This is a genomic window from Mycetocola sp. 2940 (assembly GCF_040548835.1).
In the GTDB taxonomy this organism is placed as follows: Bacteria; Actinomycetota; Actinomycetes; order Actinomycetales; family Microbacteriaceae; genus Mycetocola_A.
Genome location: NZ_JBEPSK010000014.1, coordinates 25,946 through 47,404, shown reverse-complemented (window position 1 = coordinate 47,404; position 21,459 = coordinate 25,946). Strand labels below are relative to the sequence as shown.

General features: G+C 66.3%; 22 protein-coding genes. 13 read left to right on the top strand and 9 right to left on the bottom strand.

Annotated elements, in window-relative coordinates:
• Positions 1–109 precede the first annotated feature (109 nt).
• Together ABIE24_RS14895 and ABIE24_RS14890 are read right to left on the bottom strand one after the other, a co-directional pair.
• Positions 110–739 carry a YqaJ viral recombinase family protein gene (locus ABIE24_RS14895; protein ID WP_354501029.1) on the bottom strand — a complete coding sequence of 210 codons (630 nt, stop codon included), beginning with the start codon at positions 737–739 and terminating at the stop codon, positions 110–112.
• Positions 740–943: 204 nt separating this feature from the next.
• The gene (locus tag ABIE24_RS14890) at positions 944–1,204 is read right to left on the bottom strand and encodes a thioredoxin family protein (RefSeq protein ID WP_354501027.1); all 261 of its coding nucleotides are present in this window, start codon (positions 1,202–1,204) and stop codon (positions 944–946) included.
• A gap of 68 nt (positions 1,205–1,272) precedes the next feature.
• Here ABIE24_RS14890 and ABIE24_RS14885 point away from each other — a divergent pair, with 68 nt between their 5' ends.
• Both ABIE24_RS14885 and ABIE24_RS14880 read left to right on the top strand, forming a co-directional pair.
• Positions 1,273–2,112, top strand: coding sequence for an NAD-dependent epimerase/dehydratase family protein (locus ABIE24_RS14885; protein WP_354501025.1), 840 nt, complete (start codon positions 1,273–1,275; stop codon positions 2,110–2,112).
• 65 nt (positions 2,113–2,177) lie between these two features.
• Positions 2,178–2,402: a carboxymuconolactone decarboxylase family protein gene (locus ABIE24_RS14880; RefSeq protein ID WP_354501023.1), complete on the top strand. Its 225-nt coding sequence runs from the start codon at positions 2,178–2,180 to the stop codon at positions 2,400–2,402.
• A 133-nt stretch (positions 2,403–2,535) separates the two neighbouring features.
• Here the strand turns inward: ABIE24_RS14880 and ABIE24_RS14875 are convergent, their stop codons facing one another.
• Entirely contained in the window at positions 2,536–3,204 is a 669-nt protein-coding gene (locus ABIE24_RS14875) for an ABC transporter ATP-binding protein (RefSeq protein WP_354501021.1), read from the bottom strand.
• A 29-nt stretch (positions 3,205–3,233) separates the two neighbouring features.
• Positions 3,234–3,521: a hypothetical protein gene (locus ABIE24_RS14870; RefSeq protein WP_354501019.1), complete on the bottom strand. Its 288-nt coding sequence runs from the start codon at positions 3,519–3,521 to the stop codon at positions 3,234–3,236.
• A 111-nt stretch (positions 3,522–3,632) separates the two neighbouring features.
• On the opposite strand from ABIE24_RS14870, the gene ABIE24_RS14865 reads away from it, so the two are divergent.
• The 5 genes from ABIE24_RS14865 (at position 3,633) to rplL (ending at position 7,781) form a co-directional block, all read left to right on the top strand.
• Positions 3,633–4,391, top strand: coding sequence for a response regulator transcription factor (locus tag ABIE24_RS14865; protein ID WP_354501017.1), 759 nt, complete (start codon positions 3,633–3,635; stop codon positions 4,389–4,391).
• 5 nt (positions 4,392–4,396) lie between these two features.
• On the top strand, positions 4,397–5,851 hold the full coding sequence (locus ABIE24_RS14860; RefSeq protein WP_354501015.1) for a sensor histidine kinase: 1,455 nt from the start codon (positions 4,397–4,399) through the stop codon (positions 5,849–5,851).
• Positions 5,852–5,896: 45 nt separating this feature from the next.
• The gene (locus tag ABIE24_RS14855) at positions 5,897–6,559 is read left to right on the top strand and encodes an HAD family hydrolase (RefSeq protein WP_354501013.1); all 663 of its coding nucleotides are present in this window, start codon (positions 5,897–5,899) and stop codon (positions 6,557–6,559) included.
• A gap of 270 nt (positions 6,560–6,829) precedes the next feature.
• On the top strand, positions 6,830–7,345 hold the full coding sequence (rplJ, locus tag ABIE24_RS14850; RefSeq protein ID WP_354501011.1) for a 50S ribosomal protein L10: 516 nt from the start codon (positions 6,830–6,832) through the stop codon (positions 7,343–7,345).
• Between the two features lie 52 nt (positions 7,346–7,397).
• Positions 7,398–7,781, top strand: a complete 384-nt coding sequence (gene rplL, locus ABIE24_RS14845; RefSeq protein ID WP_354501009.1) for a 50S ribosomal protein L7/L12 — start codon at positions 7,398–7,400, stop codon at positions 7,779–7,781.
• A gap of 122 nt (positions 7,782–7,903) precedes the next feature.
• On the opposite strand, the gene ABIE24_RS14840 is transcribed toward rplL, so the two are convergent.
• The gene (locus tag ABIE24_RS14840) at positions 7,904–8,929 is read right to left on the bottom strand and encodes a LacI family DNA-binding transcriptional regulator (protein WP_354501007.1); all 1,026 of its coding nucleotides are present in this window, start codon (positions 8,927–8,929) and stop codon (positions 7,904–7,906) included.
• A 320-nt stretch (positions 8,930–9,249) separates the two neighbouring features.
• On the opposite strand from ABIE24_RS14840, the gene ABIE24_RS14835 reads away from it, so the two are divergent.
• From ABIE24_RS14835 to ABIE24_RS14820, 4 genes are all read left to right on the top strand, one after another.
• Entirely contained in the window at positions 9,250–10,599 is a 1,350-nt protein-coding gene (locus ABIE24_RS14835; protein ID WP_354501005.1) for an ABC transporter substrate-binding protein, read from the top strand.
• 70 nt (positions 10,600–10,669) lie between these two features.
• Positions 10,670–11,641 (top strand): carbohydrate ABC transporter permease, encoded by a 972-nt coding sequence (locus tag ABIE24_RS14830; protein WP_354501003.1) that lies wholly within the window; start codon positions 10,670–10,672, stop codon positions 11,639–11,641.
• Entirely contained in the window at positions 11,638–12,630 is a 993-nt protein-coding gene (locus ABIE24_RS14825) for a carbohydrate ABC transporter permease (RefSeq protein WP_354501001.1), read from the top strand. Before ABIE24_RS14830 ends, ABIE24_RS14825 begins: the two co-directional genes overlap by 4 nt.
• Positions 12,631–12,703: 73 nt before the next feature.
• The gene (locus tag ABIE24_RS14820; RefSeq protein WP_354500999.1) at positions 12,704–14,596 is read left to right on the top strand and encodes an ABC transporter ATP-binding protein; all 1,893 of its coding nucleotides are present in this window, start codon (positions 12,704–12,706) and stop codon (positions 14,594–14,596) included.
• Between the two features lie 27 nt (positions 14,597–14,623).
• On the opposite strand, the gene ABIE24_RS14815 is transcribed toward ABIE24_RS14820, so the two are convergent.
• From ABIE24_RS14815 to ABIE24_RS14800, 4 genes are all read right to left on the bottom strand, one after another.
• Positions 14,624–15,418, bottom strand: coding sequence for a LysM peptidoglycan-binding domain-containing protein (locus tag ABIE24_RS14815; protein WP_354500997.1), 795 nt, complete (start codon positions 15,416–15,418; stop codon positions 14,624–14,626).
• Between the two features lie 446 nt (positions 15,419–15,864).
• On the bottom strand, positions 15,865–16,839 hold the full coding sequence (locus tag ABIE24_RS14810) for an endonuclease domain-containing protein (RefSeq protein ID WP_354500995.1): 975 nt from the start codon (positions 16,837–16,839) through the stop codon (positions 15,865–15,867).
• A 250-nt stretch (positions 16,840–17,089) separates the two neighbouring features.
• Positions 17,090–17,803, bottom strand: a complete 714-nt coding sequence (locus tag ABIE24_RS14805; RefSeq protein ID WP_354500993.1) for a DUF305 domain-containing protein — start codon at positions 17,801–17,803, stop codon at positions 17,090–17,092.
• Position 17,804: 1 nt separating this feature from the next.
• Entirely contained in the window at positions 17,805–18,500 is a 696-nt protein-coding gene (locus ABIE24_RS14800) for a thioredoxin-like domain-containing protein (RefSeq protein ID WP_354500991.1), read from the bottom strand.
• A 293-nt stretch (positions 18,501–18,793) separates the two neighbouring features.
• Here ABIE24_RS14800 and ABIE24_RS14795 point away from each other — a divergent pair, with 293 nt between their 5' ends.
• Both ABIE24_RS14795 and ABIE24_RS14790 read left to right on the top strand, forming a co-directional pair.
• Positions 18,794–20,161: a cystathionine beta-synthase gene (locus ABIE24_RS14795; RefSeq protein ID WP_354500990.1), complete on the top strand. Its 1,368-nt coding sequence runs from the start codon at positions 18,794–18,796 to the stop codon at positions 20,159–20,161.
• Between the two features lie 28 nt (positions 20,162–20,189).
• Positions 20,190–21,362, top strand: a complete 1,173-nt coding sequence (locus tag ABIE24_RS14790; RefSeq protein ID WP_354500988.1) for a cystathionine gamma-synthase — start codon at positions 20,190–20,192, stop codon at positions 21,360–21,362.
• Positions 21,363–21,459 lie beyond the last annotated feature (97 nt).

Sequence of the window (21,459 nt, the reverse complement as noted above, 5' to 3'; positions counted from 1 at the left end):
ACACACCTTCACGCATGGGTTCCCCCTGTTGCCGTTACCATGGCCCCAGCTAACGCCAGCAATGAGTCGACCGTGTTACAGCGCGGTTCCGCGTCGCAAACAGATCTGGTTAGGGGATGTCGTACGGGTCGTCGTGAACGAGATACCGTGACGGCCGGGTCGTGCGCCGGTGCAGTTCGTCGATGAGGTTGTTGGCCAGGCCGACGAGCTTGCTGATCTCACGGTCGTCGCGATCGATCCAGCGGCAGCGAGGCTCGTCGTCGATCGGAACGAAGTTGGTGTGTTCCTCCCACACCACGAGGGTGCGCTCGGCGCCGAGAACGTACTGCTGCCACCAGATCTGCCGGAGGTAGTTGCGCGGAACCGATCGCCAGGGCTTCGTCGTCGTCTTGATCTCGGCAAGTACAAGGGCGCCGGATGCCGTCAGCGCGAGGCCGTCAGGGGTGGCGAGGTGCCGTCGCTCGATCTCGGCGTGGAACAGCGCAGATGACGGGGCGATCCCATGGGTCGCCGCCACCCAGCTGGCGATCTCCGGTTCACGAATGCGCCCGTGGTCGGTGTACCTGTTGCCCGAAAACCCGTTGCCGCCGCCGAGTTTCTCGGTCGCTACCGCGTCGATCGCCGCGGGGCCGGAGAGCCGGGCGACATCCGTTGCGGTGATCCCGCGGGACCGCGCGCGGAGCCAGGCCACCCGGTCCGTCGAGTCGGCGACGAGACGGTCGAGGTAGGTGGAAGGCACCCCTCCATTCTGCCTCGCCGGCGGCGACACGCCCGCCAGTCACTCGGCTCGGCGCGTTCTCGCGAGCGGATGCCGTCAGCACGGGAGAAGGAGATAGCCCCCGGATAAGGACCCGGTGGCCACGGCATCCTTATCCCGGGGCCATCTCCTTATGCGGTGTCGTCCTGCGACGCGGCGTCGATCCGGATCACAACGGGGAAATGCTCAGAGCGCCTGCGCCGCCGCCGTGAGCATCTGGTTGAGAGTGGGAACACCGACCGCACGGAACACCTCGGTGCCGGCGTCGTCGAGCACGACGACCGTGGGGGTCATCCGGATGCCGTCGTCGGCGGCCACCACGTTCTCACGTGCCACGTCGCGTTCGATCACCGTCGCCTGCGGAACCAGCCGGGCGGCATCCGCCAGCACGGAACGCGCCTGTGCGCACGGGGCGCAGAATGCGGAGGTGTAGAGGACGAGCTGCATACTCCAAGCCAACCACGCCCGGCGCAATCCCATTCCCCTCGGATCGCCGGATGGACCAGACTGGCGCCATGAGAATTGCAGTCACCGGAGGATCAGGCAAGCTCGGACGAACCGTCGTGAGCCAGTTGCGCGACACGGGGCACGAGGTGATCAACCTGGATGTGGCCGGCGAGCGGGGGCGAGGCTTCGTGCGCGTGGACCTCACCGATTACGGGCAGGTCATCGACGCCCTCCTCGGGGTCGACGACCAGCACGACGGCTTCGACGCCGTCGTGCACCTCGCCGCCATTCCCGCGCCCGGGATTACGAGCGACGTGGCGACGTTCTCGAACAACATGCAGGCCACCTACAACGTCTTCGCCGCAGCGATCCGCGCCGGCATCCGCAACGTCGTGTACGCGTCGAGCGAGACCGTGCTCGGGTTGCCGTTCGATGTGCCGCCGCCGTACATCCCTGTCGATGAGGAGTATCCGGCCCGACCCGAGAGCACGTACTCCCTCGTGAAGCACCTCGAGGAGCAGATGGCGATCGAACTCGTGCGGTGGCATCCGGACCTCAAGATCGTCGCTCTGCGCTTCTCGAACGTCATGGACCCGGAAGACTACGCAGACTTCCCCTCGTACGACGAGGATGCCCGGAACCGCAAGTGGAATCTGTGGGGGTACATCGACGCGAGGGACGGCGCCCAGGCCGTTCTGCGTGCGCTCGAACTGGAGAGCGTCGGCTTCGACCGGTTCATCATCGCCGCTGCAGACACGGTGTCGGACCGACCGAACGCCGAACTCCTTGCCGCGGTGTTCCCAGACGTGCCGGTGACCCGGGAGGTGGGTCCGAACGAGACGCTGCTCTCGATCGACAAGGCGCGCCGCATCCTGGACTATTCACCGAAGCACTCCTGGCGCGACTGACCCCCCCCCCCGCGAGTTGCTCCGGTAAACACAGCATTTCGCGAGTGTTGTAGCGCGAGGGGCAGATGTCAGGAAAGCCGCCCGGCTGTTCGCCATCCTCAACGCCTTCGTGGGGCGAAATCTGGACCCGGCCCGGACTCGACCGGCGCACCCGCAGCTTTCTCAGCATCGCGTCGCTCGTGACCGGCGGGCACGAGCATGAGCTGGCCATGCACGTTCGCGCGGCTGGATGCCGCCGGGTCCTGACCCTGGCTGCCTCGGCGCGGGATAAGGAAAAAGCCCTGAGATAAGGACGCCACAGCGGTGGCGTCCTTATCTGGTGCTGTTTTCCTTATGTCGGGCTGATGACCAGAACGGTGATCAGGATGCTGTGCGGGGGTCCAGCCAGCCGGTGACCCCCGCAAACGCAGCACCTCGCGGAGGTCAGAGGACCTTGACGCGCCCGTTCTTGAGATGCAGACGCCGCTGCGCCCTCCGGGCCACGGCCGAGTCGTGGGTCACCACGATCAGGGTCAGGCCGAGCTCGGCCCACATCGTCTCCAGCAGGTCCATGATCTCGTCGCGTGTGCTCTCGTCGAGGGCCCCGGTCGGTTCGTCAGCGAGGAGCACCGATGGGTTCTTGACGAGGGCGCGGGCGATGGCCACGCGCTGCTGCTGGCCGCCCGAGAGTTCGCTCGGCCGGTGGGACCGCCGCTCGGCGAGACCGACAGACTCAAGCGCTTCGGTTGCCCGCCGGGCGCGATCGTCGCCGGCGACCCCGAGCGGAACCAGGGCCATTTCGACGTTCTCCTGGGCGGTGAGCGTCGGCAGCAGGTTGAAACCCTGGAACACGATACCGACCTCCTGGGCGCGCACGCCGGTGAGTCTCCTGTCCGGGAGCGTGGCCAGGTCGTCCTTCCCGAGGACGACGCTGCCGGTCGTCGGCCGGTCGAGCGCTCCGAGCATCTGCAGCAGGGTCGATTTGCCCCCGCCGGTCGGACCCTGGATGGCCACCATTTCGCCATCCGGAATCTCGAGGCTGACAGAGTCGAGGGCGACGACGGTGCGTTTGCCCTGGCGGTACGTCTTGGTGACGTCGGTGAGTGTGTACATGGGTTGTCCTTTGCGTGAGCGAGGTGAGATCAGGAGAGCGAACGAAGCGCTTCGGCGGGGCGCAGCCGGGCGGCACGCCACCCGCCGAGCGCTCCGGCGAGGAGTCCGCCGAGGATAGCGATGCCTGCGGCCAGCCCGATCACCACGCCGGTGATCGGTGCGCTGAGAACGACGTAGGTCGTCTCGGCGAGTGCAGCACCAGCGCCTCCGAAGCCGGGCCCGCCCGGGCCGCCCGCACCGCCCTGCGTGGACTCGGACGCGCCGAGGGTGATGCCCGCCGCGTTGATGACGAGGATCGTCGCAAGCCCGACGACCACACCGACGGCGCCGCCGAGGAGCGCCTGCGGCAGATCTCTCTGCGCGATGTCGCACAGCAGGCGGAGAGATACCTCATAGGTTCTTCATAGGCGAATGGCGATACTGGGAAGGTGAGCTCATTCGTATCGTCTTCCCGACCCGCAGCATCCGTGCCCCTGAAGCGCGCCGACGGCAATCCCATCCGCGTGCTCGTGGTCGACGATGAGCGGAGCCTCACCGACCTGCTGAAGATGGCCCTCAAGTACGAGGGATGGGAGATCCGGACCGCGGCGACCGGCAGGCAGGCGCTCGACACCGCTCGCGAGTTCCGCCCAGACGCCGTCGTGCTCGACATCATGCTCCCCGACATCGACGGGATGAGTGTGCTCCATCGGTTGCGGGCGGAGGGCGACGACGTGCCCGTCCTCTTCCTCACCGCCAAGGACGCGCTCGACGACCGGATCGCCGGCCTGACCGCGGGGGGTGACGACTACGTCACCAAACCGTTCAGCCTCGAAGAGGTGGTCGCTCGCCTGCGCGGCCTGATCCGGCGCTCGACCCTCACCGGGGCAACCGACGGGCCGGTCATCTCGGTCGGCGACCTCAGCCTCAACGAAGACAGTCACGAAGTCTCACGGGCTGGTTCCCCCATCGAACTGACCGCGACCGAATACGAACTGCTGCGCTTTCTCATGCGCAACCCGCGCCGGGTGCTCTCGAAGTCCCAGATCCTCGACCGGGTCTGGAGTTACGAATTCGAGGGCAAGGCGAGCGTCGTCGAAATCTACATTTCGTACCTGCGCAAAAAGATCGACGCTGGGCGCTCGCCGATGATCCACACCGTGCGCGGCGCGGGATACCTCTTGAAGGCCGCCGAGGCGTCGGTGTGAGGCGGATGTCACGATGGACGCTGCGCAAACAGCTCGTCCTCGCCGTCGTGGCCCTGCTCGCCCTCGCCGCCGTGGTGATCGGAACAGCCAGTGTCCTCAGTGTCCAGGCGGTGCTGCTGGAGCGTGTCGACAACCAACTGACCGCCGCCACATCGCGGTCGTCCGGCGCAGCAGACGAACCGTCGCGCGGCTCGTTTCCGCAGCCTGACCGGCCTCCGGTCCCTGATTTCATCGGCGCCCCCGGGCAGTCCGCCGGCACGCTCGGGGCCATCATCGACGGCGGAGCGGTCCGCTACGCCGGGTACACCGACGAGGCCGGCACACTCCTTCCGCTGACCGAGGCGCAGGTCGAGGCCCTGCTCCCGCTCGAGATCGGCGCCGACCCGGTCACGATCGACCTGCCGGGCGACCTCGGCAGTTACCGGCTCGCCGCCGTGGAGACCCGGGGCGGCGCCCTCATCGTCGGGCTGCCCCTGGCCGACCTCCAGTTCACCGTCAGTCAACTGGTCATCGGGATCGCGGGCATCTCGCTCGTGGTGCTCGCCCTCGCCGGCGGTGCCGCCTACCTCATCGTCCGGCTCGCCCTGCGTCCGCTGGAGCGGGTCGCGAAGACGGCATCCGATGTGTCCGAACTGCCGCTCGACCGCGGTGAGGTGGCGCTCGCCGTGCGGGTCTCCGACGACGATGCCGACCCGCACACCGAGGTCGGCCAGGTCGGGGCATCGATCAACCGCATGCTCGGGCACGTCGCCGCCGCCCTCGGCGCGCGCCAGGCGTCGGAGAACAAGGTGCGGACTTTCGTGTCGGATGCCAGCCACGAACTTCGCACGCCGCTCTCATCGATTCGCGGATACGCCGAGCTGACCCGTCGATCGGGGGAGGAGCTCCCGGAGGACGCCACGTACGCCCTCGGGCGGATCGAGTCAGAGGCCGTGCGGATGACGGCGATCGTCGAGGACCTGCTCCTGCTCGCGCGGCTGGACGAAGGACGCGAGCTGGCGAAGGACCCGGTGGAACTCTCCGCCCTGCTCACCGCCGCGGTGAGCGACGCGCAGGCAGCGTCACCCGACCACGAATGGCAGCTCGACCTGCAGGACGCTCCGGTCATGGTCGAGGGCGATTCGCAACGGCTGATGCAGGTCGTCGCGAACCTGCTCGGCAACGCGCGGGTGCACACGCCGGCCGGCACGCGGGTGGTCGCGGGCCTGCGCGTGATCGACGGCCAGGCCCGGATCACGGTGACCGACAACGGCCCGGGCATCGATCCGGCTGTGCTCGATTCGGTATTCGAACGGTTCGTTCGGGGCGACGTGTCGCGCCAGCGCGCCTCGGGCGGAACCGGGCTTGGGCTTGCGATTGTCGCCGGAGTCGTGGACGCTCATGGGGGAACCGTGAGCGTGGAGTCCGGGCCCGGACGCACCGAGTTCCGCATCACGCTGCCACTCGTGACGGTCCCTTGAGGAATGCCGCGCCAGCGGCAGACCGAAGGGCAGGAGGAGATCCCCATGACTGAAACACCTCGCGCCGTCCTCTTCGACGTCGACGGGACCCTCGTCGACTCGAACTACCTTCACGTGGAGGCCTGGAGCCACGCCTTCGACGAGCTGGGCGTGTCCGTGGAGTCGTGGCGCGTGCACCGCGCGATCGGCCAGGACTCGGCGAAACTCCTCGACGCTCTGCTCGGCGATCGGGCAGACGAGCTGGGCGAACGCGCCAAGGAACTCCACTCGACCTTCTACAAAGCCCTTGCCTCCCGGCTGCGACCGCTCACCGGCGCACGGGAATTGTTGAGCGCGCTGAAACGGCAGGGTCGAACCGTCGTCCTGGCGACATCCGCGCCGGAGGACGAACTCGCACTCCTCACCGACGCCCTCGACGCCAACGACTCGATCGACGCCAGCACGAACGCCGACGATGTCGACGTGGCCAAACCCGACCCGTCGATCGTGAACGTCGCGCTCGACAAAGCCGGAGTCGGGCCGGACGACGCCGTCTTCGTGGGCGACACCGTCTGGGACTGCATCGCGGCGTCCCGCGCCGGGGTCCGCACCATCGGCCTCCTCTGCGGCGGCTCGTCGTCCGCTGAACTCCGCTCCGCCGGCGCCATCGCGGTGTACGACAACCCGGCGGCGCTCCTCGCCGAGATCCACCTCAGCCCGCTGGCGTGAGAACCAGGCGCCTGCCCGATTTGTCCGGCGGCGACGGATGCCATAAGCTAAGGCAAAACCAAAGACCGCAGGTTTTCGGCGTGCGCGCGTAAGCGAGCATCCGATCGAAGGTTCTCAACTGAGACGACCCGCGCAGGTGGACGAAACATTTCTGAGATTCTCTCTGACTGCTCCGTGCGCTTGCGCCGGAGCTTTTCTTATTTCTGAGCCGACTGCCCCTTTGGCTCGTGCCGCTTCCGCGGTACGAGGAAGACTAATCAAGGAGTGGCTATGGCGAACAAGGAAGCCTCGGTTGCCGAACTCACGGAGAAATTCCAGAGCTCGACTGCCGTTCTGCTGACCGAGTACCGCGGCCTCACTGTTGCCCAGCTCAAGACGCTGCGCAAGTCCATCAGTGCGGACGCAACCTACGCCGTGGTGAAGAACACGCTGACCAAGATTGCCGCGAACAACGCGGGCATTTCGTCGTTTGACGAAGAGCTCGTCGGTCCGTCGGCCGTCGCATTCGTGCACGGAGACCCTGTCACCGTTGCAAAGAGCCTGCGCGACTTTTCCAAGGCAAACCCTCTCCTGGTGATCAAGGGCGGTTACTTTGACGGTAACCCCCTGACCGCCGCAGAGGTAGGCAAGCTCGCCGACCTCGAGTCCCGCGAAGTTCTGCTCGGCAAGCTTGCCGGCGCCTTCAAGGCCTCGCTGTTCGGAGCCGCATATCTGTTCAACGCACCGCTGTCGAAGGCCGTTCGCACGGTCGACGCGCTGCGTGAGAAGCAGGAGTCCGCTTCCTAGGTTCGTCCTGGGCAAGCGGTGAGTAGACCAAAGAAATCTAAGGGAGAAAATCATGGCAAAGCTGTCAACTGAAGAACTGCTTGAGCAGTTCAAGGGACTCACGCTCATCGAACTCAGCGAGTTCGTGAAGGCATTCGAGGAGACCTTCGAGGTCACCGCCGCAGCACCCGTTGCTGTTGCCGGACCGGCTGCTGCCGGCGGCGCTGTCGAAGAGGTCGAAGAGAAGGACTCCTTCGACGTCGTTCTCGAGACTGTCGGCGACAAGAAGATCCAGGTCATCAAGACCGTGCGCGAGCTCACCTCGCTGGGTCTCGGCGAGGCCAAGGCCGTCGTCGATGGTGCTCCGAAGGCCGTCCTCGAGGGCGCCAACAAGGAGACCGCCGAGAAGGCAAAGGCTGCACTCGAAGAGGCTGGCGCAACCGTTACCCTCAAGTAGTCTGCGCCCTTCGGGGCTCCTGCTTGAAGCGTGACCGCGCTACCGATTCGGTAGTCGAACGTGGGCGTCATCCCTTTCCGGGGATGGCGCCCTTCGGCGTTGACGGATGCTGTCGCCCGCGGTCAGACGGCATCCGCTCTGATCCTGGCGGGTGCCGTGCTCGCCCGCACCACCAGGCGCGCCGGCATCTCCACGACCTCTACGGCGGCGGGTTCTCCGCTCACGGCCTCGAGAAGGTCGGTCACCGCCGACTGGCCCTGCAACCGCGGTTTCTGCTCGATGGTGGTGAGTGAGAACATCTCGGCGTAGTCGTGGCCGTCGATGCCGATCACCGACAGGTCGTCAGGCACGCGGATGCCGATTCGACGCGCCGCGATCATCACACCGATCGCGACTTCGTCACAGGCGGCGAACACCGCCGTCGGTCTCAGTGTGGGGTCGCTGAGCGCATGCGTTCCCGCATCGTAGCCACCCGGCACGCTCATTACGGCCTGGGCGGCGCGCATCTCCCCACCCAGGCCGGCGGCCACCATTGCCTGTCGGTAGCCGGTGAGGCGCTGGCCGTTGACGGTCTGGTCGTCGTCGCCCGTGATCACCCCGCCGATGTGCATGATGTTGCGGTGCCCCAGCCCCAGCAGGTGTTCGGTGGCCAGGCGTGCGGCCCGAACGTCGTCGATGGTCAGGGAACGGATGCCGGCGACCGGTGCGCCGATGCTGATCATCGGGATTCCCAGTCGCAGCAGGCGACCCGCCTCCTCGGCTGTGGGTTCGACTCCGATCGCGATGACGCCATCGAACCGCTTGCGGGCGAGGAAGAAGTCGAAAACTCGATCGCGGTCGACCGAGCCGGGTCGGAGGTTGTAGAGGGTCATGTCGTAGCCGCGCCCCAACAGGGCTTCTTCGATGCCCTCGAGGATTGCGCCGAAGAACCAGTGGCTGATGAACGGGATGACGACGCCGATGTTCTTCGTTCGCCCGGTGACGAGGCTGGCCGCGTTGGGCGAGGCCACGAAACCGATCTCCTTCGCCGCATCCACAACCCGCTGGCGTGTGGCTGTGGCGACATATCCCTTGCCGGAAAGGGCTCTCGACGCTGTCGCTTTGGACACACCCGCCCGCGCAGCGACGTCTGCGATTGCACTGCCCACGGTTGGCCTCCCGACACTGGGGGCGAGCCCGGCCTGCTGTGCCGGGCATCTCTGGACAGAAGGATAGCGCCAAGACCGGTCCGTATGGAACCGATTACACAATTCGTGCCGCGCGGGGGAGTTCATGCGCCAGTCCACTGTTGAAGACCGACGCCATTGGGTACCTTAGTGGGCCGCATTCGTTATGTCCGCGCGCTTGTGCATCTTGGTGGCGTGCCGTAACTTTTGCATGGAACCGGTTCCCTACGGGCCCGGAACGCACCTGCAGCGCTGAGGCGAACACCACGCCTCGCGATCACACTCAACGAGGAGACACACAGATGAGCTTTAAAACCCATCGCCGGGTGCTCGTGCCGCTGGCAGCGGCGAGCATGCTCGGCCTGGTCCTCACCGGTTGCACCGGTGACATCGCCGCAGAGGACAAAGCAGACACGGACTGCTCGGACTACGAGGCGTACGGCACCTTCGACGACAACCCGGAGGTCACGATCGGAGGAACGATCGTGGACGCCGAAGCTGACCGGCTCGTCGAGTCGTTCGCGGACTTCGAAACCTGCACGGGCATCGACGCGACCTATCAAGGCACGAAAGAGTTCGAGGCACAGATCGCCGTTCTCGCCGAAGCGGGCAACGCGCCGGATGTCGGTCTCGTCTCCCAGCCTGGCCTGCTTGCTCGTCTCGCCGAGGGGGGCTGGCTCAAGCCGGCCTCAGAGGCCGTCGAGGCCAACGCCGATGAGTTCTTCTCCGAGGACTGGAAGGCGTACGGCACCTATGACGGAACGTTCTACGCGGCCCCCATGGAAGGCAGCGTCAAGGGTTTCATCTGGTATTCGCCGGCCGAGTTCGAGGAAAAGGGCTACGAAGTGCCTGCCACCCTCGCAGAACTGAACGAGCTGTCGGAGACCATCGCGGCAGAGGGCGACCACAAGCCCTGGTGCGTCGGCCTGGGATCCGGAGACGCAACGGGTTGGCCGGGAACTGACTGGATCGAGGACTACGTGCTCCGCCAGGGCGGACCCGAGGTCTACGACCAGTGGGTCACTCACCAGATCCCCTTCAACGACCCTCAGATCGTCGAAGCCTTCGACGCTGTAGGCGACATCATCAAGAACCCTGACTATGTCAACGGTGGTCTTGGCGACGTGTCCAGCGAGATCTCCACCGAGTTCGGCGACGGAGGCCTGCCGATTCTCGACGGTGAGTGCTCACTCCACCACCAGGCGTCGTTCTACGAAGGCTTCTTCCCGGAGGGCACCGAGGTGAGCCCCGACGGTGACGTCTTCGCGTTCATCCTCCCGCCCGTCGAAGAAGGTGGAGAACTCCAGGTCACCGGTGCTGGAAACTTCCCCGTTGCCTTCACCGAGGCTGAAGAAGTCGAAGCCCTGCGTGCGTTCTTCTCGAGCGACACGTGGGCCAACGCCCGCGCCAAGCTCGGCGGCGTCATCAGCGCGAACAAGGGCCTCGACCCCGAGAACGGATCGAGTGAGGTGCTCAAGCAGAGCATTGAACTCCTGCAGGCCGAAGACACGGTCTTCCGATTCGACGGCTCGGACCTCATGCCGGCTGCAGTGGGATCCGATTCCTTCTGGAAGGGCATCGTTGCCTGGGTCTCCGGCGACAGCACGCAGGAGACTGTGGATGCTATCGAATCCAGCTGGCCCGCAAGCTAGCTGACCCGACGAGGGCGGGGCAGCCTTCAGCGGCTGCCCCGCCTTTCCCACTCCCGAAAGGCGTAGTTCCATGACGACCGCTGACCTCATCGGCAAAATAATCCAGGTAGTGGGTGGCCTCGCGATCTTCGCCGCCGTCATCGGCCTCCTGTTCTTCTTCCTCGACCGGGCGCCCAAACGCGGAAAAGACTGGGCCCAGCTCCTTGTCTTCCTCGCTCCGGCATTTCTCCTCGTCTTCCTCGGGCTGATCTACCCGGCCATTCGCACGAGCCTCCTTGCCTTCACGAACAACAAGGGCGACTTCAACGGGATCGACAACTTTGTGTGGATGTTCACACAACCGGCCATCCTGAATACGCTTCTCAACACGGTCATCTGGGTCCTTCTGGTTCCTGCAATCTCCACCGTGGTGGGACTCGCGTACGCCGTCTTCATCGACAAGTCCAGAGGCGAGAAGTTCTACAAGGCACTCGTCTTCATGCCCATGGCAATCTCCATGGTCGGCGCCGGAATCATCTGGAAGTTCATCTACGACTACCGGCAGTCCGGCGACGAACAGATCGGTTTGCTCAACCAGATCGTGGTCTGGTTCGGTGGCGAGCCTGTGCAGTGGTTGCAGACCTCGCCCATCAACACCTTCCTCCTCATCGTCGTGATGATCTGGATCCAGACCGGATTCGCGATGGTCGTTCTCTCCGCGGCGATCAAGGCGATCCCGACGGAACAACTCGAAGCGGCGGAGATCGACGGGACCAATGCGTGGGAGAGGTTCACCAACGTTACGCTTCCCGGCATCCGCGGTTCACTCGTCGTGGTGATCACCACGATCTCCATCGCAACGCTCAAAGTCTTCGACATCGTTCGAACGATGACCGCGGGAAACTTCGACACGAGCGTCATTGCCAACGAGATGTACACCCAGGCGTTCCGGGCGGCTGAACCAGGGCGCGGCTCCGCGCTCGCACTCGTGCTGTTCATCCTCGTCCTGCCCATCGTCATCTACAACATCCGGGTCATGCGGAAGCAGAGGGAAATCCGATGAGCACGACACCAATCGTTCCAACAACAGTCGACACCGCCACCGGCGATCGTCTTGCGCAGGGTGCCGGTGCCGAAACCGGTACCAAGGCGAAACGCGTCAAGCGCCGGCTGACCTCTCGAGGCGCCACCATCGCCGCCCTGATCATCGCGGTGATCTGGACGATCCCCACCTTCGGTCTGTTCGTTTCGTCATTCCGGCCGGCTGAGCTCATTCAGTCGAGCGGGTGGTGGACCATCTTCCAGAACCCGGGTTTCACGCTGGATAACTACCGGGACGTGCTGCTGTCGAGTTCGCAGTCCTCGCCGCAGCTGGGCGCGTACTTCGTCAACTCGCTGGCGATCGCGATTCCGGCCACGCTGTTCCCGCTGATCCTCGGGGCGATGGCGGCGTACGCCTTCGCCTGGATGAAGTTCAAGGGATCGAGCGTGTTGTTCATCCTCATCTTCGCCCTCCAGATCGTGCCGTTGCAGATGGCGCTGCTGCCCGTTCTGCAGATGTTCACCACGTTCCTGCGCCCGCTGCAGGACACCATGCACGATGTCATCCCGATGATCCCCGAGCAGAACTACCTCCCGGTCTGGATCGCCCACACGATGTTCGGGCTTCCGCTCATCATCTTCCTGCTGCACAACTTCATCTCGGAGATCCCGGGTGAGGTCATTGAAGCGGCTCGAGTGGACGGCGCCAGCCCCGGGCAGATCTTCTTCCGGATCGTGCTGCCGCTGGCACTTCCCGCGATCGCGTCGGTGGCCATCTTCCAGTTCCTGTGGGTCTGGAACGACCTCCTCGTCGCGTTGATCTTCTCGGGCGGCACGCAGGATGTCGCGCCGCTGACCCAGAGGCTGGCTGAACTCACCGGTACCCGGGGCCAGGACTGGGAGCGACTGACGGCGGCGGCGTTCGTGTCGCTCGTCATTCCGCTGATCGTGTTCTTCAGCCTGCAGCGCTACTTCGTGCGAGGACTCCTCGCCGGGGCCACGAAGGGGTAGGTGTTCGCTGGGGGCGTGCGTACGTGCCCGACCCCCGGCATCCTCGGTTGGATGCCGGGGTTAGGGTGAATCCATGAGTATGCATGGGGGCGGCGGTGGCCGCGGTGGTGGCGGCGGCGGGCGGATGCGCGGCGGCGGCGACGAGGAAGCCCAGCGCGCCGTCAACGCTGAAGCGCCGCGAATCCCTCACCTCTTCGGCCGGATTGCCGCCCTGTTCCAGCCGCACCGCGCGAAGATCAGCCTGACGGTCGCGCTCGTGCTGATCGGGGCGGCACTGAGTGTCATCCCGCCCCTGCTCGTCGAGCGGGCGTTCGACGTTGGTCTGTTCCCGGAGAGCGGCGGCCCGAACCTTCCTGCCCTCGCGCAGATCGTCGGCGTGATGATCCTGATCTACGTGCTCGCCACCGGCCTCGGTGTCTGGCAGACCTGGCTCACGGCGACCGTCGGCAACACGGTGATGGGGCAGCTGCGGGTGGCGTTGTTCCGCCGGTTGCAGGCGATGGAGCTGAGTTTCTTCACCCGGACCAAGACGGGGGTGATCCAGTCACGGCTGCAGAACGATGTCGGCGGCGTCGCCGGGGCGCTGAGCAACACCATCGCGAGTGTGCTCGGCAACACGGTGACGGTGCTCGCGGCGTTCGTCGCCATGGTGCTCATCAACTGGCAGCTGACGATCGTCGCCCTCGTGCTGATGCCGATCCTCGTGATTGCGCAGCGCCGTGTCGGGCAGGTGCGTGCGAGAATCGCGACGAAGACGCAGGAATCGCTCTCGGACATGACCGCGATCACCCAGGAGACGCTGAGCGTCTCCGGCGTGCTCCTGTCGAAGAGCTTCAACCAGCAGCCGGCCGAGATCGACCGCTACTCCGACGCCAACACCGAGCAGGTCGGGCTGCAGGTCAAACAGACGATGAGCGGCCAGTGGTTCTTCGCGATGGTGAACATCTTCCTCTCGTCGATCCCCGCCATCGTCTACCTCGTTGCCGGGTTCCTCATGGTCGGCGGCGCCCCCGACATCACGGCCGGCGCCATCGTCGCCTTCACCACTGTGCAGTCGCGGCTGCTCTTCCCGCTGATGGCGCTGATGCGCGTGGGTCTGGACCTGCAGACATCCGGTGCTCTCTTCGCCCGCATCTTCGAGTACCTCGACCTGAAGCCGTCGATCGCGGATCGCCCCGGCGCCGTGCCCGTGACCGAGGCCCGGGGTCGCCTCGGCAGTGTCACCTTCGACGAGGTCTCGTTCCGGTACCCCGACGCGACCGAGGAGTCACGGCCGACCCTGGACCGCGTGTCGTTCTCGATCGAGCCCGGCCAGTTCGCGGCGTTCGTCGGCCCGAGCGGGGCGGGAAAGACCACGGTCTCGTACCTCGTTCCCCGGTTCTACGATGCGACCGGCGGGCGGGTGCTCTTCGCGGGCACCGACGTGCGCGACCTGGAGGCGGAGTCGCTCGTCTCGCACATCGGGATCGTGAGCCAGGAGACCTATCTCTTTCACGCGACGATTGCCGACAACCTCCGGTACGCGAAACCGGATGCCACTGACTCCGAACTCGAGGCGGCGGCGCGCGGGGCGAACATCCACGACACCATCATGACGTTCGAGCAGGGCTACGAGACCGTCGTCGGCGAACGGGGCTACCGCCTGTCCGGTGGCGAGAAGCAGCGCATCGCGATCGCCCGCGTGCTGCTCAAGGACCCCGCCGTGCTCGTGCTCGACGAGGCGACGAGCGCTCTCGACACGATCTCGGAGCGGGTCGTCCAGCGGGCGCTGGAGGCGGCATCCGCTGGCCGGACCACCATCGCGATCGCGCACCGGCTCTCGACGATCGTGCAGGCCGATGTGATCTTCGTGATCGAGGGAGGCCGGATCGCGGAGCAGGGCACGCACACGGAACTGCTCGCCCTGGACGGGACCTATACGCGGATGTTCGAGGAGCAGGTGGGGAGCCGGCCGCTCGTCGACTGAGCGACGCGTCGCATCCGTCGCCGGGTTTTAGCGGTGTGCCTTGCTGAGGTTGAGCACATCGCCGGCCTGCAGCATGTGCGAGCCGGCGATGGTCGTCGGGTTGAGGTAGAAGAGGTCGTCGATGGTGATGCCCAGCCGCGCCGTGACTTCGGCGATGAGATCGTTCGGGGCGACGGTGTAGTTGCGGGGTTCGCCGTCGACGATCGTCACGATGCCGGATGCCCCACCGGTGCGGCCGGAATCCTCCACGACGAGTCCCGGGCGCATGTCGGGCAGGGTCCAGGTGAGGACGGCGCTCGACAGCACCGAGATGTAGCAGCCTTTCGCGAAAGCGACTTCGTCGTAGAGCGTGATGAGCACGGTGCGGAGAAAGCTCGGGTCGCCGCGGGTGAAGTCGCTCATGACGGGAAATACGAGTGAGGGGTGCTCCGAGATGTTGCCGTAGTCCAGAGTCATGATCGAACTCGTGCACGGTGTGCCTGGTTCGACCACACGTGGCGACCAACCCACGGAGATCTCGCCGCTATGGTCGGCGCGGAAGTCGATCAGGTGGAGTTCGAACGTCCCCACCTCGGTGACCCTCACCTCCGCTTCACCGGAAACCCGGTCGTCGCCGGCAAGCGCTCCGGTTGCGACGACCGTTCCTTCTGCCAGTTCGGGTGCTTCGACAGTGGGGGTGGGAGTGGCTGACGCTGTCGGTGTCGCCGACGGCGTGGGAGTGGAGGCTGCGGTGGTACCGGTGAGGGTGCATCCGCTGAGCACCATCGACAGGGCGACGACGGCGGTCCATCCGCGCCGGTGTCGTCGTGCTGTCAGTGCCACGCCGCCCCTTCGGGCCGCGGGAGATCCGCTGTCGCCGTGAGCCCGAGGCTAACCCAGCGGGCCGCGGCTCGCGAGCACGCGATCGGGGGGTGGTGCGCCCCCGGGGCGGTTCGCGGTGATTGTTCATGTGACGCGGATGCCGGTTTTCGCGCCGGGAAGTCGGCATCCGCGTCATACGAACCTGGAATGGGCCCGGCGGTGATTGTTCGTGTGACGCGGATGCCGGTTTCCGCGCCGGGAAGTCGGCGTTTGCGTCATACGAACCTGGAATGGGCCCGGCGGTGATTGTTCGTGTGACCCGGGTGCCGGTTTCCGCGCCGGGAAGTCGCCGTTTGCGTCATACGAACCTGGAATGGGCCCGGCGGTGATTGTTCGTGTGACCCGGGTGCCGGTTTCCGCGCCGGGAAGTCGGCATCCGCGTCAGATGAGCGGTCGGGTGGACCCCGTTAGCGGGCGGTCTCCCGCTGCGCGCGTGCCACCGACACGCGCCGCACCACCTCGGTCGGGTTCGTGAAGACGTGGCCCTTGGTGATCCGGACGATGCGCCACCCGGCCTCGACGAGCCTGTTGAGCCGATCGATATCGTGCTGGAACTGTTCCGCGGTCATCCAGTGGTGGTCGCCCTCGTATTCGATCGCGATCTTGAGGTCCGGGTAGGCGAGGTCGATACATCCGAGGAACCGGCCGGCGGTGTCGTAGGCGTCGAAGTTGAGGACCGGCTCCGGAAGCCCCGCGTCGATGAGAATGAGCCGTACCCACGTTTCGAGCCGAGACCAGGAGCCGGTACGAATGCGCCCGAATGCATCCCGGAGGGCGCCGACACCCGGGCGCCGTCCGGCGTCGATCGCGGCGCGGAGTTGGTTCAGTGTCGCCAATGGCGGTGGTGCTGGACTCCCGTTTCCGCCGCTCGACGCGCGCACGCAAACGATCGCGTCACCGACAGCGACGAGGTCGTACGGGCTGAGCACGGTACCGAGGCACGCCCACGTGGACGCCGGCGTCGTCACCCGAAGGCTGTTGCGGGTCGTGACACGGACGAGGCGCGGGTCGATCTGCCGCCCACGTACGCCTGCGCCGCGTGATGCGCGTTCCGGTCGGCAGATCGATGCGTCGACGAGTTCATCGACCAGGAGGGGAAGTGGCAGGCCCCAGAGAAGCGCTGCAGTGGTGTGGCTGAAGAACTCGGTGGGACGCATCCGCGCGGCATATGCATTCGCTCGACGGATCGCTTCTTCGCGAAGCGCCTCGGCACGAGGTGTCAGTGTCGGATCGAGGCGGGTCTGCCGCTGCATGCGCACACCGGTGAACGGACGCTCAAGGTCTGCTCCGTCGAGCCGAGATCGCCCGACGCCCAGGCGGCGTGCTTCGCCGACCCGGAATGCAGGTGGAAGTTGTTCGGGGAGCGGGCGAGGAGTGCGCATCCGTAAACCGTTCCACTGGCCGGGTGCCCGCGAGTCTCTTTCCGTGCTTCTGTGGACAGTTCCGACCCTGTGGAGAAGCAGGCAGCAGCACGTGTCCGCGGCCGCGGTGTGCTGCCGCAGTTCGTATGACCCGGATGCCTGGTGGGCGCCGGGCGATTTGTATGACGCGGATGCCGCTTTCGGTGCCCGAAAGTCGGCATCAGCGTCAAACGAAGGCACCGGATGCACGCGAGGCGCGCCCGGAACGCGGCTACGCGGCCGGGCGCTCCGCCAGCATGTCGTTCATCAGGTCGATCTCGGATTCCTGGGCCGCCACCACGCCCTCGGCGAAGGTGCGCACCGTCTCGTTCGTGCTGCGGTCGAGCACGGCGTTGGCCATGTCGATGGCCCCGAGGTGGTGGGCGATCATGAGCTCGAGGAACATCCGCTCGGCGGCCACGCCGGTCAGGCTCTGCAGCTCGGCGATCTGCTCCGGAGTCGCAAGCCCGGGCATCGGATCGCCCGGCTGGTGAGCTTCCTCACCCGACCCGTGGTTGTGGCCGGAGCCCTCGAGGGTGGGTTGCATCATCCAGGTCATCGACGGTTCCGGCGAATACGCGTCCAGGCCCCAGATGTCCAGCCAGCCGCTCATCCTGCCGGACTGTCCACCCTGCGTCGTCGCGATGTCGTACGCCAGAAGCCGCACAGCCTCGTCGTCGGTGAGGTCGCGGACGATCATCGACAGCTCCACACCCTGGTCGTGGTGCACCTGCATGTCGCGCGCGAAGCCGGCTTCAGCACTCGTCGCCGTCGGCGTCGGATCGCCCAGCGTCGACAGGCGACCCACCGAGAACGCGATGATCCCGACGGCGACCACGGCGACCAGTGCCAGCAGGATCAGCGCGAGCGGCGACCGGCGCCGCGAATCGGGTGCCGACTCGTCGACGGATGCCGCGGCATCAGTCTCGAAATCAGCGCGCGTCAATTTAGGCCTTGCCCGGTCCGTCGACAGCGCCGGTGCAGGAGGCGTTGGGCTCGGGAACGTCGTTGCTCTTCCAGTACTCCTCGAAGAACTCACCGATGCGTTCGTCGGAGGCCTCATCGACCTGGAGCTGGACATCCCAGCCGGAGAGGACGATCGGGGACGGCAGGCCCTCGAACGGTGACAGGATCATGTGCGTCGACGGCAGCTTGGTCTTGAGGAGGTCGAGTTCCTCGTCAGAGATCGACGGGTCGTAGGTGACCCAGATCGCGCCGTGCTCGAGCGAGTGCACGGCGTTCTCGTTCGCCTGCGGCTCGGTGTAGATGCCACAGTTCAGCCACGCCGGGTTGTGGTCGCCACCGGCGGGAGGAGTCTGCGCGTACTCGACGGCGGTCTCCACGTGGTTGTTCGTGTTCGTGAATGTCTCGACACCCTCGATCTCGGCACCGGAGCCACCCGCGCTGTAGCTCGCATTCTTCGGCGTCGTCAGCACGAGGGCGGTCACCAGCAGGGCGACGATCGCGACACCGGCGACGATGGCCGAGATGATGCCGATCCTCTTGTTGCGACGCTTGCGCGCCTGCTCCTTCTTGAACGCCTCGACCTTGAGGGCGCGCTGCTCCGCGCGCTGCTCCTTGATGGTCAACTGCTTCGCAGGGTTGCCGCTCTTGCTGGCAGGGGTCTCGCTTCGCGGGGTCACAGTGGCCTCTCGTGTTCTGGGGGCACCGGCAGAACGTCTATGCGCGCGCATGCGTTACGGGTGTTCCTCCAGTTTAGGACCCGGAATTCCTGTTTGCTGAGAGCACGCGGTGAACGGATGCCGCGGGCCGCCTCCCCGGACGGCCCCCGTTCGGCCGCGCCGGCGACGCCCGCTGCGGCAGGGCGCGACCTGTAACAGAACGGGGCCAGCGGCTAGGCTCGAACGGACGGCCACGAGCCGCGGGCAGCGCCTGAATCTCGCGCCCGACGCACACCATCACCGAACGGACGAACGTGAAGTACGCAGAGAGCATTGTCGACCTGGTGGGGAACACCCCGCTGGTCAAACTCAACCGGGTGACCGACGGCATCCGCGCCACGGTGCTGGCCAAGGTCGAATACCTCAACCCGGGCGGAAGCGTGAAGGACCGCATCGCCGTCCGCATCCTCGACGCGGCGGAGGCGTCCGGCCAGTTGAAGCCCGGCGGCACCATCGTCGAACCCACGAGCGGCAACACCGGCGTGGGGCTCGCGCTCGTCGCCCAGCAGCGCGGTTACCGCTGCGTCTTCGTCGTGCCGGACAAGGTCGGCGAAGAGAAGAGGAACGTGCTCACCGCGTACGGCGCCGAAGTGGTGGTCACTCCCACATCGGTCGCCCCCGAGGACCCGGAGTCCTATTACAGCGTCTCCGACCGTCTCGCCGCCGAGATTCCCGGCGGCTACAAGCCCGACCAGTACTTCAACCAGAACGGTCCGCTCAGCCACTACGAGACCACGGGGCCTGAGATCTGGAACGACACCGACGGCCGCATCACGCACTTCGTCACCGGCGTCGGCACCGGAGGAACGATCACCGGCACCGGCCGGTACCTGCGCGAGGTCTCCAACGGAGCGATCCGCATCATCGGCGCCGACCCCGAAGGCTCGGTCTACTCCGGCGGCACCGGCCGGCCGTACATGGTCGAGGGTGTCGGTGAAGACATGTGGCCGGGCGCGTACGACCCGGGCGTGGTGCACGAGGTCATCGCGGTGACCGATGCCGAATCCTTCGCCATGACGCGCAGGCTCGCCCTCGAAGAGGGACTCCTCGTCGGCGGATCGAGCGGCATGGCCGTGGTCGCCGCGCTCAAGGCAGCCCGTGACCTCGGACCGGACGACGTCGTCGTCGTTCTGCTGCCCGACGGCGGTCGCGGTTACCTCGCCAAGGTCTTCAACGACCGGTGGATGCTCTCCAACGGGTACATCGAGGACTCGACCGTCGAGCAGACCGTCGGAGACGTCGTGAGCGCCAGGGGCGGCGACCTTCCCGCGCTCCTGCACGTCGGCCCGAACGACACCATCCACGACGCGATCAGTGCCATGGCCGCGAACGGCGTCTCGCAACTGCCGGTGCTCAGCGCCGAACCGCCCGTCGTCATGGGCGAGGTCGTCGGAGCGGTGACGGAGAGTTCCCTGCTCGACAGTGTGTTCTCCGGTGATGCGAAGCTGACGGATGCCGTCGCGAGCGTCACCCAGCCCCCGCTGCCGATCATCGGATCCGGGGAATCCCTGGCCGCAGCGCGAACCGCGCTGAAGGCATCCGACGCCCTGATGGTGGCGCGGGATGGCAAACCGACCGCCGTGCTCACGCGGCAGGATCTGCTGACGTTCCTCGACCGCTAGCCCCGCACACGACGATGAGAGAGACAGCATGAGCGCCCAGAAGAAGAACTCAGGATTCGCCACCAGGGCGATCCACGCCGGGCAGGACTTCGACCCGACGACCGGTGCGGTGATCCCGCCGATCCACCAATCGTCGACCTTCGTGCAGACGCACATCGGTGGGCTGCGGAACGGTTACGAGTACGGCCGGGGCACCAACCCCACCCGCAACGCGCTCGAGGTGCAACTCGCGGCGCTCGAGGGCGGCAAACACGGCCTCTCGTTCTCGTCGGGCCTCGCCGCCGAGGACGCGCTGCTGCGCGGCATCCTCCTGCCCGGCGACCACATCGTGCTCGGCAACGACGCGTACGGCGGAACCTACCGCCTGATCGACCGCATCTTCGGTGCCTGGGGTGTCACCCACAGCATCGTCGACATGTCGAACCTGCGGTCGGTGCAGTCGGCGATCACCGAGAAAACCAAGGTGCTCTGGGTCGAGACGCCGTCGAACCCGCTGATGAAGATCACCGACATCGCGGAGCTGTCCGAGATCGGACACGCCGCCGGGCTCACCGTCGTCGTCGACAACACCTTCGCCTCCCCGGCGCTGCAGAACCCGCTCGCCCTCGGCGCCGACGTCGTCGTGCACTCGACCACGAAGTACCTCGGCGGTCACTCCGACGTCATCGGCGGCGCCCTCGTACTCGACGACGATGAGATGCACGAGAAGGTGCGGTTCATGCAGTTCGCCGCCGGGGCGGTCTCGGCTCCGATGGACGCGTTCCTGACCAGCCGCGGCATCAAGACCCTCGACGTGCGTATGCAGCGGCACAGCGAGAACGCCGCCGCGATCGCAGCGTACTTCGCCGAGCACTCGGCGATCGAGACCGTGTTCTATCCCGGGCTCGAATCGCACCCGGGCTACACGCTCGCCGCCAGCCAGATGTCGCGCTTCGGCGGGATGCTGTCGCTCGGCTTCGCGGGGGGCGAGAAGATGGCGCGCCGATTCGCTGAGTCGACGCAGCTGTTCCAGCTGGCCGAGTCCCTCGGCGGCATCGAGTCGCTCGTGAACTACCCGGCCGAGATGACCCACGCGTCCGTCGCGGGCACCGAACTCGCCGTTCCTGCGAACGTCGTGCGCCTCTCGGTGGGGCTCGAGAACGTCGACGACCTGCTCGCCGACGTGGACCGGGCGATCGGCAAGGCCGCCAAGAAGCGGTAGCGCGGATAACTCCGCCTCGGCGGGGTCGGTCGCGGCCGGCGGACCCGCAGATGCGGGGGAGCTGGCCTGGGGCCCGGTCGTGCAGGCGGAGTTATGC